This window comes from Arthrobacter sp. BC5 (genome assembly GCF_056680255.1).
This window is the reverse complement of sequence record NZ_JBWXPX010000003.1, coordinates 79,058-94,420: the sequence shown is the minus strand read 5'-3', so window position 1 is coordinate 94,420 and position 15,363 is coordinate 79,058. Positions and strand designations below refer to the sequence as shown.

14 protein-coding genes are annotated in these 15,363 nt (G+C 63.6%); 12 read left to right on the top strand and 2 right to left on the bottom strand.

The features are described 5' to 3' along the window. Positions 1 to 5: 5 nt before the first annotated feature. Together AC1MFI_RS19405 and AC1MFI_RS19400 are read right to left on the bottom strand one after the other, a co-directional pair. Complete coding sequence (locus AC1MFI_RS19405; protein WP_479821383.1) at positions 6 to 308, bottom strand: hypothetical protein; 303 nt, start codon at positions 306 to 308, stop codon at positions 6 to 8. 4 nt (positions 309 to 312) lie between these two features. Beyond that, complete coding sequence (locus AC1MFI_RS19400; RefSeq protein WP_479821382.1) at positions 313 to 894, bottom strand: DUF6668 family protein; 582 nt, start codon at positions 892 to 894, stop codon at positions 313 to 315. Between the two features lie 212 nt (positions 895 to 1,106). Here AC1MFI_RS19400 and AC1MFI_RS19395 point away from each other — a divergent pair, with 212 nt between their 5' ends. From AC1MFI_RS19395 to AC1MFI_RS19340, 12 genes are all read left to right on the top strand, one after another. Next, positions 1,107 to 1,358 carry a helix-turn-helix domain-containing protein gene (locus AC1MFI_RS19395; RefSeq protein WP_479821381.1) on the top strand — a complete coding sequence of 84 codons (252 nt, stop codon included), beginning with the start codon at positions 1,107 to 1,109 and terminating at the stop codon, positions 1,356 to 1,358. Positions 1,359 to 1,426: 68 nt separating this feature from the next. After that, the gene (locus AC1MFI_RS19390) at positions 1,427 to 2,902 is read left to right on the top strand and encodes a MinD/ParA family ATP-binding protein (RefSeq protein ID WP_479821380.1); all 1,476 of its coding nucleotides are present in this window, start codon (positions 1,427 to 1,429) and stop codon (positions 2,900 to 2,902) included. Positions 2,903 to 2,979: 77 nt separating this feature from the next. Next, on the top strand, positions 2,980 to 4,119 hold the full coding sequence (locus AC1MFI_RS19385; protein ID WP_479821379.1) for a transglycosylase SLT domain-containing protein: 1,140 nt from the start codon (positions 2,980 to 2,982) through the stop codon (positions 4,117 to 4,119). Further along, positions 4,104 to 4,769 (top strand): hypothetical protein, encoded by a 666-nt coding sequence (locus tag AC1MFI_RS19380; RefSeq protein ID WP_479821378.1) that lies wholly within the window; start codon positions 4,104 to 4,106, stop codon positions 4,767 to 4,769. The genes AC1MFI_RS19385 and AC1MFI_RS19380 overlap by 16 nt, the downstream gene beginning before the upstream one ends. A gap of 74 nt (positions 4,770 to 4,843) precedes the next feature. After that, the gene (locus AC1MFI_RS19375; RefSeq protein ID WP_459337315.1) at positions 4,844 to 5,071 is read left to right on the top strand and encodes a hypothetical protein; all 228 of its coding nucleotides are present in this window, start codon (positions 4,844 to 4,846) and stop codon (positions 5,069 to 5,071) included. Between the two features lie 142 nt (positions 5,072 to 5,213). Then, on the top strand, positions 5,214 to 7,097 hold the full coding sequence (locus tag AC1MFI_RS19370) for a hypothetical protein (protein ID WP_479821377.1): 1,884 nt from the start codon (positions 5,214 to 5,216) through the stop codon (positions 7,095 to 7,097). A 926-nt stretch (positions 7,098 to 8,023) separates the two neighbouring features. Then, positions 8,024 to 8,662, top strand: a complete 639-nt coding sequence (locus tag AC1MFI_RS19365) for an AAA family ATPase (protein ID WP_479821376.1) — start codon at positions 8,024 to 8,026, stop codon at positions 8,660 to 8,662. After that, complete coding sequence (locus AC1MFI_RS19360; protein ID WP_479821375.1) at positions 8,653 to 8,955, top strand: hypothetical protein; 303 nt, start codon at positions 8,653 to 8,655, stop codon at positions 8,953 to 8,955. Before AC1MFI_RS19365 ends, AC1MFI_RS19360 begins: the two co-directional genes overlap by 10 nt. A gap of 1,147 nt (positions 8,956 to 10,102) precedes the next feature. Beyond that, positions 10,103 to 11,353 carry an IS256 family transposase gene (locus tag AC1MFI_RS19355; protein WP_479820873.1) on the top strand — a complete coding sequence of 417 codons (1,251 nt, stop codon included), beginning with the start codon at positions 10,103 to 10,105 and terminating at the stop codon, positions 11,351 to 11,353. Positions 11,354 to 11,681: 328 nt separating this feature from the next. After that, positions 11,682 to 12,902, top strand: a complete 1,221-nt coding sequence (locus AC1MFI_RS19350; protein ID WP_479817666.1) for an IS110 family RNA-guided transposase — start codon at positions 11,682 to 11,684, stop codon at positions 12,900 to 12,902. Positions 12,903 to 13,044: 142 nt separating this feature from the next. Continuing rightward, positions 13,045 to 13,533, top strand: coding sequence for a hypothetical protein (locus AC1MFI_RS19345; protein ID WP_479821158.1), 489 nt, complete (start codon positions 13,045 to 13,047; stop codon positions 13,531 to 13,533). 464 nt (positions 13,534 to 13,997) lie between these two features. Then, positions 13,998 to 15,347, top strand: a complete 1,350-nt coding sequence (locus tag AC1MFI_RS19340) for a ParB/RepB/Spo0J family partition protein (RefSeq protein ID WP_479821374.1) — start codon at positions 13,998 to 14,000, stop codon at positions 15,345 to 15,347. The last annotated feature ends 16 nt before the right edge of the window (positions 15,348 to 15,363 follow it).

Below are 15,363 nucleotides of genomic sequence, written 5' to 3'. Positions count from 1 at the left end.
GGTGGCTACGCCGTGCCGCCGCCGGAGATGAAGGTCAGCAGTGAGGCCCCGCCGGAGATGAGGGCGACGGCGAGGACGATCTTGATGATCCCGGAGATCTCCTGCGTGGTTTCGCCGCGACTGGAGTCAAACGCCATCTTGCCGCCGACAACGAGCAGGCCGAGAACGCAGATGCCCAGGGCAATCCATTTACCGACGCCGACCATCCGGTTCCAGGCATCCCCGATGCCTGGAGGGGCTAGGGGCCCGCTGTCGGGCAGGGTGTTCGCATTGATCATGACGTCCTGTGCAAGGAGGAGCAGCTGCATGGGTCTAATTCCTTCCAGAATTAAGGTTGACGATGACCTCACTGAGACTGGTGAGGACTTTCCTTGGCTCGCGGGCCAGCGACTCGGGGTCGACTGTGCCTTCGAGTCGAAGCTCTTCTATCCACGGCAGCGTCCATGTTTGTGGGATACCGCCGGCGGTGATGCGGGTCAGGTTATGCAGGGCCTTCGGCAGCTTGCCGGGTGCATCTGCAATCACGACGAGGCCGCGCAGGGTGATGGTCGGGTGTGAGCCTGCGGCCCAGTCGCGGGCGGCGAGCTGGGCGGCTTTCAGCCCTCGATGGTTCTGCCGGGCGACGAGGAACACATCAGCCGGAGGCACGGACAGGTTCGTGGATGGGTCGGCGTCCGAGCGGGAAGGCCAGCGGTGGTGGCACGGTACCCCACCCAGGAGATCGGCCATGGTGTTCTCACCGGCGCCCCCATGCACACCAAGCCAGAAGACTCCCGGGTTGTCCGTGATGAACCGAGCCATCCCCTCGCCTGCGGCGAGGCCAAGGATGCCCTGCTGAGGCCCAGCGACACCACGAAGGACCTCAACGGCGTCACGAATCTCGGTTTCCATCATCACAGGCGCCTCATCGGGCTCGCGCGTAACGAATCCACCCCACCGGTTGTTCATGTAGCGCTTCCCCCAACTGGCTTCCCATAGACTCGACTACTGATCATAGTAAGGCACCTTAGAGGAACGAAAGACCATAATGAGGAGAAACATGCTGATATGTGGTGGAAGTAAGGTTTCCGTGTATTGTTCCCACTACAGGAACTGGGGCGGTCATTGTGTCTAAAGCTCTTGACCGTCTCTTCGCGGAACTGCCCTCGCGGCTTAGTGTCGATCAGCTCACCGACATTCTTGGTTTGTCGGATAAGTCGGTGACGTATCGCTGGCTGCGCGAGGGTCGAGTGCCGGCGATCAGGCTGGGCGGCACCTGGATCATCTTTCGGGATGACGTCCGGGAGCACCTTGAGGCGAGCTACAACACGCGCCCCGGTTTCAAGGCAGCAGCGGAGCACGATCCACCAGAAGACTGAGGGGACATATGACGGCGGAAGCACTGACCAGACCGGTATGCACGGCAACCATCAAGGATGATGACACAGTGAGCGTCACCATCGATGGCGTTGACCAAACCTTCGGCTCCATGCCCGACGCCATCGGCTTCCTCGCCAGCACGGCCGGCGATCTTGGCCGCCCCGTCAAAGTCACCGCTCACGACCCGTCGTCGACCACGCAGCCGGAAACGTACATCATCGTCAATGAAGATGGTTCCGTCGACGCAGACACCAGCGTGCCAGTAAAGAAGCGGCTCCCACGCCGCACCACGCCCCGTCCCGCCAAGGCAGCAGCTGCAAGCCAGCCCGAAACCCCGTCAGGGAACGAAGATGCTGCGGCTGTGCAGCCCACTGCCGTCATTGGCGCCCACTTCGTGCCCGACGTCGCAGCAGCGGACGCAGCGGACGCTGCCAGAACTCAGCAGCGACCGTCGGTCGAGACACCGCCTGAGGCACACCCCGCTTTTCCCGTCCAGCATGACGTCCCAGCACCCTCTCCCGAGCCAGTCCCGGCGCCACAGGTGCCGCAGGCCCCGCAGGAATCAGAGGCACAGCAGGAACCACAGGCACAGCGGACCGCACCCACCGCTGTTCAGGTCGAGCCGGGGGATGACCGGATCACGCTGCGCCCCGAGGTGAAGACCGAGAAGGCTGCAGTGCCGGCCCGTGAAGGCTTCCGAGGCTGGTTGAACGCCACGTTCAAAGCGAACCTCGCCGCCTCTACTGCAGAGCAGTCGGGCCGTGAGCGCCGGGCGCGCATCCAGCGGCCGCTGGAGACTCACTGCACGATGGCCGTTGTCCAGCTCAAGGGCGGTGCGACGAAAACCACCGTCGCCTACCACCTGGCCGCGACCTACGGGCGGATCCGCGGAGGGAACATCCTCGCCGGTGAGTTCAACGAGAACCAGGGAACCCTCGGTGAGCGAGCCCTCGCAGGCTCCCACGACCGCACCACTCTGGACCTGATCCGGAACCTCGGCACCGTCACCCGTCGCACCAGCGACCTCGTGCGCTACATCCGGCCCCAGGGCGACGACAGGATCCACGTCCTCGCCTCACCGCCTGAAGGCGCTGACCGCCGCCGCGTCGACGGCACCTCCGTGAAAGCCGCGCACGACGTGCTGCTCTCGCTCTACAACCTGATCCTGCTCGACACCGGCAACTCCGCCCAGGCATCGACCTGGCGGGCCGCCGTCGACGTCGCTGACTCGCTCGTGTTCGTCGCCCAGAACAAGGCTGACGATTTCCGTCTCCTCGAGGCGACCATCGAGGGCGTCACAGCCCAAGGCCATGCGGCGAAGTTCGCCCGCTCGATCCTGGTCATCACTAACACCGCCCAACCCAACACTGAGCGCCTCGCCCAGCTCAGGGAGTACGGGGAGAGCATCGGCCTCGCGGCCGTCGTCGTCGTACCGTTCGACCGCTCCCTGCAGGAGGGCCAGGACTTCGACTACGAAACCCTCAACCCCGCCACACGCCGGGCCTACGAGGAAGCAACCGCCGCCCTCACCGACCAGCTCTAGACGCACCAGCCGATCGGTCCACAGCCCGGTCTCACATTCAGTTCTCGGTTCAGACCTAGCGCAGGGGTTAGGAAGGCATGGCAGGGGGGAAAGCCATCGGGTGCGGCATCGCCGCCCTCACCGTCGTGCCCATCGGCGCGGTCGTGGCCATGACCATGCTTGTCGCCGGCATCGCCGAGGACGAAGAAGCCAACCAGCTCGAACGAGCATCCTGCACGGTTTCGGCAAGCTCCTCCGAGGACACTCCCGGGGACACCGGCGCGACGCCGGGTGCCCTGCAGGCTGTCCCCAACGGGTGGGGGCCGCTGGTGGAGGCGGCAGCGAAGGAAGCCGGACTTCCGGCCAGCGTCGTCGCAGCCCAGCTGAACCAAGAGTCCGGGTGGAACGAGAACGCCACCAGCCCCGTTGGGGCCCAGGGAGTCGCCCAGTTCATGCCAGCGACGTGGGCGGCCTACGGCAACGGCGGTGACCCGTTCTCCGCGAAGGACGCCATCCCCGCCTACGGGCGGTACATGACCGCGCTGAAGAGCCAAGTGCAGTCGATCGCAGGCAGTGATGCGAACCTGCTCGTGCAGCTCACCCTCGCCGCGTACAACGCCGGACCTGGTGCCGTGCAGCAGTACAAGGGGATTCCGCCGTATCAGGAGACGCAGAAGTACGTCAGCGCCATCCTCGACTCCGCCCAGAGCGGGTTCTCCATGGACTGCAAGGCACCCACCGGCGGCAAGCCGTGGGACGGGGACCTCGGAGACGGTGAGTGGGCCACTCCCCTACCCGGCGGTGTTTTCACGTCGGGGTATGGGAAGCGCAACGTCCCCGGGCTGCCCGCCTGGGCGCAGGACCACGTCGGCGTGGACCTCTCGAGCCCCGGCGCCGGCTACGGCAACGGCGGGCCCGTCGTCGCGCCCACAGACTTGCGCGTCACCGGGTTCAACGACAAAGACGGGTGTGTGATCGCCAAGGAGGACGGCGACGACCCCGACTTCGGGTTCGCGTTCTGCCACCTCAACGCCTACTCGGTGGAAAAGGGCGACAAGCTCAAACGCGGCGACATCATTGGCACCGAAGGCAACAGGGCCGACCTCGGCAGCGTTCCGACGCATCTACATTTCGAGATCTACACACCCGCAGCCCCCGACGTCACCTACCCCTACGAGGGCTTCAACATCGACCCGGAACCGATCCTGAAAGAGAAAGGCGCGTGGCCAGCATCATGACCCCGCCCACCACGCACCACCAACCCACAAACCGGTACAGGCACCAACCCCGCAGGATCGCAGCTGTGCTGTGCCTGGCACTGCCCCTCACGCTCTCAACGACCGCCTGCAGCAACAACGAAGGCCCAGCCGGGTCGACACCGAACCCGACGTCAACGACGGTGGACGAGGGCTCTGACGCACCCGCGGCGGCCGAGCTCGCTGGTGACGGCACGTTCACTCAGCCCGAAGACGCCGACCGTGCCAATGCCGAATCCACCGCCGAGGTCGCTGCCCTGATGCTGCACTCATGGGACACCACGACCGACACAACACAGACAGCAGCGGCAATCCGGGCGATACCGCTGATGAGCAACGAATGGGCCACCAACCAGGTCGAGCCCGAACGCAACGGCGCACAGGGCGAATGGCTCGGGCCAGCCGAACACCATGCCTACAGTGCACCCTCGATCGTCCCAGCCCCCGGCGACGTCTCCCAGGACGTAGCCGACGACAAAGCCATCCGCGCCTACGACGTCACTTGGCGATGGATCAGCCGCGACGGAACCGAGCTCACAGCCACCGGACGGCAGATCGTCACGATCTACCTCGAGAAGCACGACGGCCGGTGGGACGTTGTAGGCCACCAGTACCAGGACATGGGGGTGTGATGAGGAAAGTAGTGGGATGCGACACGCCGCGTCGAGGTGCGGGTTTAAATAAAAATCCTTGGCAGAGTGAGGCTATGACTGCGCAGCGAAAGATCGGACGTCCTAGCAAGGGCTACGGCCCACGCCATACCGTCGCGGTTCAGCTCAGCCCAGAAGAGTTCGAAGTTCTTCAGCAGATCACTGCTGAGATGGGCATGAAGCCCGGACCGTTCCTCACCGAGAGGTCGCAGGCGCTAATAGCGGCGTTGCGCGCAGAACACGTCGGCAATCAGGAGGCGCTGCCCTTCGAAAAGGCTAGTTAAACGAGGAAGGCCCGCCTAGCCGGCGGGCCTTCGTATCAAGTTATTCAAGCTTCACACCGTGTCGTCCGCCAAGATTCCCGGTGAGTAGCTCAACCGAGTGCGTCCTTTTCAGGTCGTACCCTCTGCAGAAAGTGTACACCGCGTGCTTGAAGCACCTCCAGCTCTTTATGCCGCGCCGCGCCGTGACGATTCCCACTGTGATGCGGTATGGGTCCTTGCACCGCTGATCGCAGGTCAGCCCTCCTACCGCCTCGGGCGATGGAAGGACGGCCGGTTCCAGTACCCGCAGCCCACTACTCCCCTGCCGATCACCAGGACACTCCCCGCGAAACCGGCGGCAGTCATGCTGCACGACGTCGACGGCACCGTCCGCACACTGTGCCTTGACCTTGACACCTCCAAGGCCCGCAAAGCCGTCGTCGACGACGACGCGAAACGCCTCGGGGCCCTCCTGCACGCCGCCCGCCTCGCCTATGTCGAGGACACCTCCCCTAGCGGCGGCCGCCACCTGTACGTGCCGCTACAGGAACCCCTCATCGCTGCCGAGGCACGGCAGCTCGTGGAGGCCCTCGGGCGCCAAGCAGCGAGCCTTGATCCGAGCCCCCACCAGAACGTCGTCCATGGTTGCATCCGTGTCCCTGGATCTGCGCATAAGTCGGGTGGCCACCAACGCTTGGTCACGCCGCTGACGGAGGCCTACGGCATCCTCACCCGCCGCAACCCCGCCAGCGCGGTAGCCGCGCTGCGTAAGGCCTTGGCGCCGGAGTTGTACCGCCTCGAGCAGAAGCGCCGAGCAGATATACGCGCAGCGACCGCGACTGCAGCTGTGCAAGCCGTCGCCAACCGTGGCGCAGCACCTGCGGCCGGGACCGACCGCCCGCTGCGCGTTGTGGCCCGCACGGGGCTCTACGACACCAGCCGCTACGCCAGCGATTCAGAGGCCCGCATGGCGGTCCTGAACCACTTCGCCGCCTGCCACTGGACCCTCGACCAGGTACGCGCCGGCATGGCCGACCAGTTCACCGGCCTCGCCGCTCTCTATGGCACCAAGACCAACCGGCTCCTGCCCGTCGAATGGGCCAAAGCCCAAGCCTTCACCGCCACCACGGCGCCAGCGAAAGACCCCTCCCAGCGCAGAGGGAAAAAGACTGCGCACAAATACGACACAAGCCCTACTTACCTCACGGGGGGCAGTCCCAAACCCACCACGCATCAGGGTTCCCCGCTCAGCCAGCTCTCGATTCATCAGCTCGTGAACGACCTCGAGAACGTCCTCTATGCGTTGCTCGACTACCGGTTCATGGAACGGGGTAGGGAAGGCATTAGTCTCCGATTCCTCATCCGTGCCGTGCTGGCGTACATGCGGACACTGGAAACCAACATTCTCGACGTCGGATGCCGCACCTTCGCCCTCGCCCTCGGCAAGAACCACGACACCATCGCGCGCCTCCTCCCCGTCCTGGAGCGCGCATCGGCAGGCATCCTCACCCGCATCGACCGCGGACGCGGCCGCAACGCCGACACCTACGCCGTACAACTCCCCCAGCACTTCGAGCAGCTCGCCCGCGACCTCACCTGGCGCAAAGGCAAGATCCACGCCATCCGGCCCGTTTTTCGGGTCCTCGGAGACGTCTCAGCCCTCGCCTACGAGGTCATCGAACGCGGCCGCCACTCCCCCACCACCGCAGACCTCACCCGCACCACGGGCATCTCACGCCGGGCCCTCACCGACCATCTCACTCGCATGGAGTCCCTGCAGATGATCCGCCGGCACCACGGCCGCTGGGAACTCGTAGCCACCACCAACCTCGCCCAGCTCGCAGACCGCCTCGGAGCCACCGAGGACCGCGAAGCCCAGCTCACCCGCTACCGCAAGGAACGCGCCGCCTGGCACGCCTGGCTCGACCGGCACCTAGTCCCCCAGCTCGAAGAGCACGAGCTGTACGACGCCGAGGTGGACGAGTACTGGCAACCGCCGATCGAGGATGAATACGAGCATCAACGCTTGCTCTGGACCGCCGCATGAACGGCCACAGGACCTTGACCCTCGCCACAGGTCCATTTGCGTGGTGAACTTGGGGTCCGCTGTGCCGACCCGTACGGATCGCCTCCTCACGGGCCGGCGCAGTGCCGTCATCGACGTGAGGGTTCGGCCGTGGAGATTGCAATCGTTGTGGGGATCACGCTCGCTCTATGCGCTGGGGTGATCCTAGGTCCTCATACCAAGGCCCGTAAGGACAACAAGAGCAAGAGCCACTGATCTGGGGTTTGTTCCTTGCCAGGCCTCCTGCCCACAGGGGCACGGCACAAGCTCCCCCACGCTCCGCTGCTTGTCCCGCACCCAGGATGGACAGCAGGAACCACTCCCCCGCCTGCACACAGCCACCACCACACCGACACGTATAGCTCACCTCGAGCAAGCGGTGGCCGTGCACAGCCTCCTGAAGCTCAGGTACCGAAACGATTCTTCACCGGGATCTCACGCCGCCGGCACTGATCAGGCCGCACCCACGCCTCACGAGCCCGTGAAAACTCAACCCATTGGGCGTACACCGCGTTAGGCGTCCACGCCATCGCGAAGCCCTTCACCGTCTGCTTCCGCCCATCCGGGTACTCCAGGTCAACCCACAACGCAGGCGCCTTCTCCGGCTCCGTCACCGAACCATCGGGGACGTCGAGCTGTAGCGGCGGCACAAAACGATCTGCGCTTGGCGGGATGCCATGCCAACCAGGGCGAGAAGCTGAAGTCACCGGCACACCGTACCGGCCTCCCCCGACATCAGGACCTCCAAGTACCCAATCAATCGGCGAGGGACGGCCGTACAGGTAATCGACCCACTCACCCAGAACCGCGTCTGCACCGTGGCGGACCACCAATGTAGTACCAAAGCGGTACTAAAGTAGTACCGTGTAGGTACCGGTGCAGTACTGGTCTGGTACTAGACTGGCACCATGATTCTTCTAGTTGCTCATACCAAGGGTGGTGTCGGAAAGTCCACGCTGACAATCAACCTCGCTGTCGAACTCCAGCGCCAAGGCGCTGACGTGATCCTCGTGGAAGCCGATCCCACTGTGCATACCGTGAGCAACTGGGCACGTGACCGCGAGGAAAATGGGCACCCGCCCATTCAAGCTGTGCAGAAGACCGGCAACCTCCGCTCCTCTCTTCTCGACCTCGCGACCCGGTACGACTACGTCATCGTCGACGTGCCCGGTAAGGACAGCAAGGAAATGCGCACAGCCATGACCGCAGCTGACGTACTCCTGATGCCAGTCGTGCCTTACCAGGCAGAACTCGATACGACAGAGAGTGTCGTCGCCACCCTCACAGAAGCCAAAGACTTCAACCCCGAGGTCAAGGCACTTGCCGTCCTCAACATGGCACCAACGAATACCGGCGCCAACGACGTCAGAGACGCACGCGAATACCTGTCTGACTACCCCGAGGTGATGGTAGCCCGCACTGTCATCCACCAACGCAAAGCCTTCCGAAACGCCCTCTCACAGGGTTTGGGTGTCGTGGAAATGCGTGACCCAAAGGCCAAGGCGGAAATTCAACTACTCATCCAGGAGGTCACGACGTGGCACTGAATCGACGACCACGACAATCGCCGGTAGCCGACGAACGAGAAATCGAAGCGTTCGCCGAGCGAGCAGAACTTCCCAAGCCGGACCGCCAGACACCCACGCCAGCTGCCCCCGCGATCGACTGGCGGAGTCGCAACAAGGAACCCAAGACGACAGGGCTCAATTTCCGGCTTAGCAAGAGCCAATCAGCGCTACTGCAGCAAGCCGCAGCCGACCAGGACATCAGTCAGCAAAAAGTCCTGGAGCGCATCATCTGGCCCCTCCTTGAGGAGAGGTACGGCTCGGGCGGCCAATAGCTGGACTCCCCTGAGACAGTTGCACGGCTTTGGTACCAGTACTGTACTAGTGCAGTACTACTTTGGTACCACACTAGTACAGTACTGGTTCTCTACCGGTGTAGTACCAGTTGGGGTTCTGGATTGAACACACGCAGCGAATCTCGGGGGAGGCGGTGTACGACCACTGCTTGCTTGAGGTGGGTTCACTAGTGTTGACGAGGTGGTGAGTGTGCGCACACGTCAGGTGGTTCCTGCTGCGCAGGCGTGCCTGGGATAGGCAGCGGGATGGGGGAGCTGGTGTTCCACGGTCAATAGCTGGACTCCCCCGAGACAGTTGTACGGCTTTGGTACCAGTGCGGTACTAGTGCGGTACTAGTACTGTACTAGTACTGTACTAGATTGGTACCACACTAGTACCGCACTGGTTCTCTACCGGTGTAGTACCAGTTGGGGTTCTGGATTGAATACACGCAGCGAATCTCGGGGGAGGCGGTGTACGACCACTGCTTGCTTGAGGTGGGTTCACTAGTGTTGACGAGGTGGTGAGTGTGCGCACACGTCAGGTGGTTCCTGCTGTGCAGGATCATTGATTTTTAGGCACAAAAAGGTCCCGGCGGGCTACGTGAATGGGGGAAAGCACGTAGGCGGCCGGGACCTTCTCTTCAGTTGTACCCCGTGGGAGCATTTCCCAGCCAGCTCGTGATCTGTTTGGGCAGCTAACCGTTCTCTAGGAAGCCGCCGCCGGCAGCAGTTCACCAATAACCCAGATCGGGTTCCACGCCTTCGCGGCAACCTCGTCCTTACAAGACTGACTCTCACACGCAGCTGAGAGGGAACCTGACGCAGGGGAGTACACCGTCAGGGCCATGAACAAAGCCGCCAGGGCACTAACGGCCGACAAACCAAGTCGTAGACGTTCGCTCATCCGACCAACCCTCCTCAACCACTAACCCATCAGTACGCCAGTTTACGCAATGCCCCTTCTGCGCCGCTTAGTGGGTGTCCTTGGCCGCCTTCTCAACCTCTGAGTGGTCCTGCGCTTCGCTCCGGCCTGATGAGGCCCGGGCGCTCCTTCGGGGACTGTCAGAAAAACGGTGTGTGAGGGTTCGGCCTGATCCGAGAGGAGATGGCCGTGAACGACTTCACGACCGAAGTATCAGAGGCGATGATCGATCCTGTGACGGGAGAAACCATCGATCAGAAGGACCTTGCTGAACGCCTGCTCGCCCAGGCGAAGGAGCAGGGCGTGAGCCTGGTTGGCCCTGGTGGCTTGTTGAGCCAGCTCACGAAGAACGTGCTGGAAACCGCTCTGGAAGCGGAGCTGACCGAGCACCTCGGGCACGAGCACGGGCAGACACCGATCGCAGAGAACATGCGCAACGGTACGAGGCCGAAGACGGTGTTGACCGAGATCGGCCCGGTCGAAATCGAAGTGCCAAGGGACCGGGACGGTTCGTTCGAGCCGGTGATCGTACCCAAACGGAAACGACGCCTGGACGGCATCGACGAGATCGTCCTCTCCCTCTCCGCCCGCGGACTGACCACGGGTGAAATAGCCGCGCATTTCGAGGAGGTCTACGGGGCCAAGGTCTCCAAAGACACGATCTCGAGGATCACGGAGAAGGTCGCCGGCGAGTTGGGCGAGTGGGCTTCCCGTCCGCTGGACCCGCTCTACCCGGTCCTCTTCGTTGATGCGATCGTGGTCAAGGTCCGGGACGGGCAGGTCCGCAACACCCCGTTCTACGTCGTCATGGGCGTCACCACGAACGGGGAACGCGACATCCTGGGCATCTGGGCCGGCGACGGAGGTGAAGGAGCGAGGTTCTGGCTGCAGGTCTTTTCCGAGCTGAAAAACCGAGGCGTCGAGGACGTGCTCATCGCCGTCTGCGACGGGCTCAAAGGCCTGCCCGAGGCGATCAACACGACCTGGGAGCGGACCGTCGTGCAGCAATGCGTCGTGCACCTGATCCGCAACAGCTTCCGCTACGCCGGCCGGCAACACCGGGACGGAATCGTGAAAGCCCTCAAACCCGTCTACACCGCGCCGTCCGAAGCGGCGGCGAAGGACCGGTTCGCGGAGTTCGCAGCCGAGTGGGGCCAGCGGTATCCGGCGATCGTAAACCTCTGGGAATCCTCCTGGGCGGAATTCGTGCCGTTCCTCGAATACGACGTGGAGATCCGACGGGTCATCTGCACGACGAATGCGATCGAGTCGATCAACGCCCGCTACCGCCGAGCGGTGCGCGCCAGGGGCCACTTCCCGAACGAGGCCGCGGCGCTGAAATGCCTGTATCTCGTGACCCGGTCCCTTGACCCCACTGGCGGCGGCAAAGCACGCTGGGTGATCAGGTGGAAGCCGGCGCTCAACGCGTTCGCGATTACCTTCGCGGGCCGGTTCGAGAAGACCACTTACTGATGAAAACCGCCGGACCCCACACACCGTTTATCGGACAGTCCCCTCCTTCGTCGCACCCGACCCTGACGTTTTTTGTCTGCTGTCCTTATGTTGTTGAGCGGGTGGTTTCCGGGGCAGTTGTAGTGTTTCGGCTACCCAGGGGTGGTGGGTATGGCTTTGTCTGCTGTGCCGGGCGCTTGTCGTGACGGCTTCGTAGGATTGGCCGCCTGCCGTTCCCGTGATGGCCCGACCGCTGATTGAGAGACGCGACTGAAGCTCGCTGGATAAGGACACGACGGCGCGGTTATCTGCTGGGCTTTACTGGATGCCGAGATGATTGGAGGCTGCGATGGCGCAGCTGTGGGCTGGTGTAGATGCTGGTAAGACCCATCACCATTGCGTAGTGATCGACACGGACGGGACCCGCCTGTATTCGCAGCGGGTCGCCAATGACGAGAGTGCCCTGCTGAACCTGATCGCCGACGTCGCCGGCCTCACCGGTAATCCTGGTGGGGGTGAAGTGGTGTGGGCGACGGACTTGAACCATGGGGGAGCGGCATTGCTGATCGCCCTGCTGGCTGTTCATGATCAGCGGCTGCTCTACATCCCGGGTCGCACGGTTCATCACGCGTCCAAGACGTACCGCGGTGATGGGAAGACCGATGCGAAGGACGCACTGGTGATCGCTGACCAGGCGCGGATGCGCAGGGATCTACAGCCCCTGCGGGTGGGGGATGAGGTGAGCGTCGATTTGCGGATCCTGACCTCCCGCCGAGCCGACAAGGCAATCGATCGTGTGCGGGCTATCAACCGGCTGCGCGCCCAGTTGCTGGAGTACTTTCCCGCTCTCGAGCAGGCCTTTGACTACAGCCGGTCCAAAGCCGCGCTGATGCTTCTGACCCGGTACCGGACACCCGAGGCCCTGCGCCGAGCTGGTGAGGCTCGGGTACACGCCTGGTTGAAGAAGCACGGTGCCCGTAGCAGCGCCCTGGTCGCTGAAAAGGCCCTGACCGCAGCGAAGTCCCAGTACACCGTGGTGCCAGCACAACGGGTCGGGGAAATGATGGTCGCGGCCTTGGCCCAGGATGTCCTTGATTTGGAACGCGAGCTCGCGGACCTTGATGCGCTGATCAGTGCCCGGGTTCTCGATCACCGGCACACCAGCATCCTGCTGAGCATGCCGGGTTTTGGGCCCGTCCTGAGCGCCGAGTTCCTCGGGGCGACCGGCGGGGACATGGCAGCGTTTGACGGCGCGGATCGCCTCGCCGGCGTCGCGGGCCTCGCCCCGGTCCCGAGAGATTCGGGCCGGATCTCCGGCAATAATCACCGTCCCCGACGCTACGATCGCCGGCTCATGCGTGTCTTTTACCTATCAGCAATGTCCAGCCTGAAAAGCAATCCACCTTCCAGGACGTACTACGACCGCAAGCGAGCCGAAGGTAAATCGCATACCCAGGCCCTCATCTGCCTGGCACGTCGCCGCCTCAACGTCCTTTGGGCCATGCTCCGCGACAACGTGCAATACGAAGCTCAGCACGAGCTGCACCCGAGACTGTCGTCTGCACTCTGAGGACGATCGCGTATGGAACTTGATCGTTTCGCTCAGGTGGAAGGAGCGCTGAGGGGAGAATCCGTGGCGGAATAAGGAAATACGTGCTCTGATATCCCCACCAGTAGTATCTCCGTCGCTACTCGCAGGGCTAGGAGCCGTCATGTCAGACACCGATGAACTCGCTATCGCCCTGCCAGACCGAGTACAGGTCGCCCATCAACTCGCCGTGGTCACGAGGTTCCTAGCCGTCGTCACGTGGATCGGGGTCCTGGCGATGTTAGTCGTGAGTCCGAACGGGCTTGTTTTCGTGCTGCTGGGGGTGCCGTTAGTCGTCGCAGCTGCGGCTATCTGGGCGAGCCGCACATCCAGGACGAGCATGCCGACACGGCGGCAGGGTAGGGCAACCATCAAGGCTGCGACTGGAGCACGCGTGGATGGTTTGCTCCCACACGGAACCACGTTGACGCTGGGTGCGAGCCTGATGGTTCCTGTCTACTACGCGGCGACACTTGCATGGGTGGGTGTGGCGTACGTCGCGCTTAACGATCCCAGGCCCATCGTCCTCATCGCTTTCCCGTTGCTAGTCACGTTCGCCGCTTACGCCGCGAACAGGCACTTGAAAGCGATCGACACACCACCCGCACCCTAGTCATCGTCATTCGCCAGGCACGACGGGTGAAACCTTTCTAGCGCAGTGCGAAGTATGGAGTGACTCACGGTCGACCCCTGAGTCAGGTCACTTACCTCGGTGCATGGGCTTAATGAGCGCCCCATCTGAGTGCGGGTCCCTCTCGCCATGTCTCTTGAAGAAGTGCCTTGGAGCACGGCGCGGACGTTGACAACATCATTGAGATTCCTTCGGATTGTGCGCCCCCGCTCCACACCATCAATCGGCAAGCCGACTGGCGCCGGCCACAAACCTCTACGGCGCTCCTACGTCGCTTATTTCCTTCGAGGTTTCCGGCAGGCCCCTGCCCCTTCGGGGTTGACAGTGCTCCGTCGGGGACGAGCGAGCGAACTCGCCAGCAGGCAAAAACACCGGGGGAAGAGCCGAGCAGCACGTGCCACCACCACAGGTTCCCACCCCACCTCGTGACCGAAGGAGCAACAACCATGAACACCCCAACGACCGTCCTCGAGCACCTCGACCCGACCGAGCTGACCATCGACGCCAACGTCCGCGCCGATGTCCGGCTCGATCCTGAGTTCCTGGCCTCGATCAAGCAGCACGGCGTCCTGCAGCCGGTCGTCGCCCACCGCACCGAGGCCGGCGTGCACGTCCTGTACGGGCAGCGCCGCACCCTGGCGGCCGTGGAAACCGCGCAGCCGACCATGCCCGTGTACGTCGTCGCCTCCCTGAGCGAGGCTGACCGGTTGGTGCAGCAGATGGTCGAGAACGACCAGCGTCTGGCCCTGAACGACCGGGACCGCACCGAAGCGTTCCACCAGCTGTCCCTCATGGGCATCACGGCCGCGCAGATCGCCAAGAAGACCGGCGCCAAGAAGACCACCGTCGAGACCGCGCTGAAGGTCCGCGCCAACACCACAGCCACCGAAGCCCTCACCGCCGGGTGGACGCTGGAGCACTCAGCGGCGCTCGAGGAGTTCAGCGACGAGGAGCTCACCGTGAAGCGCCTGCAGCACATCCTCGAGGTCCAGCCCGAGCAGTTCGACCACCAGGTCGCCTATCTCCGGCAGGAGCGCGCTACCGCCCGCCTGATCGCTACCGCGAGGGCTGAGCAGGAAGCGCTCGGCAACACCGTCGTCGACGGGTACGGGTATGGGACCCCGGAGAACCAGAACCCGAACATGCTTCTGCGGGCAGACGGCGAGAAAGCGACGAAGGACGACGCGAACGCCGTGGTCATCAGCACGACCTACCGGGGCGAGGTTCAGGTAACGCCGGTGGTCGCGAACTTCCGGGACCACGGCTTCACAATCCGCGAAGGACTCGGTATGAGTCCCACGGCAGGCCAGTCAGGGCCGATGACGGACGCGCAGAAGGAAGAGCGCCGCACGGTGATCCAGAACAATAAGAAGTGGGACGCGAGCACCGAGGTCCGGCAGGCATGGCTGATGACCCTGCTGGGGAGGAAGACCCCGCCGAAGGGATGGGCGCAGTTCACGGCCACGACCCTCGCGAACTACGGCAATTCGGTCGCCCGGGCGACGGCGCAGAAGCACGAACTCGCCGCCGGCCTCGCAGGCGTCACCGACCCCGACTACCGGGCGTACCGGGCACTGGTCGAGAAGCCGACCACGAACCCGGACAAGGCAGTCCTGGCGATGATGCTCGCCGCGCACGAGGCGGACCTCAGCCGCGAATCATGGCGACGCCCCGGCCCCCAGGCCGCGTACTACCTCTTCCAGCTCGAAGAGTGGGGATACACGCTCAGCGAGGTCGAGTCCCTGATCACCGCCCACGCCATGAAGGACACCAAGAGCGCGGAGCGGACCGAGTAGGGGAGTGAGGGGCGGC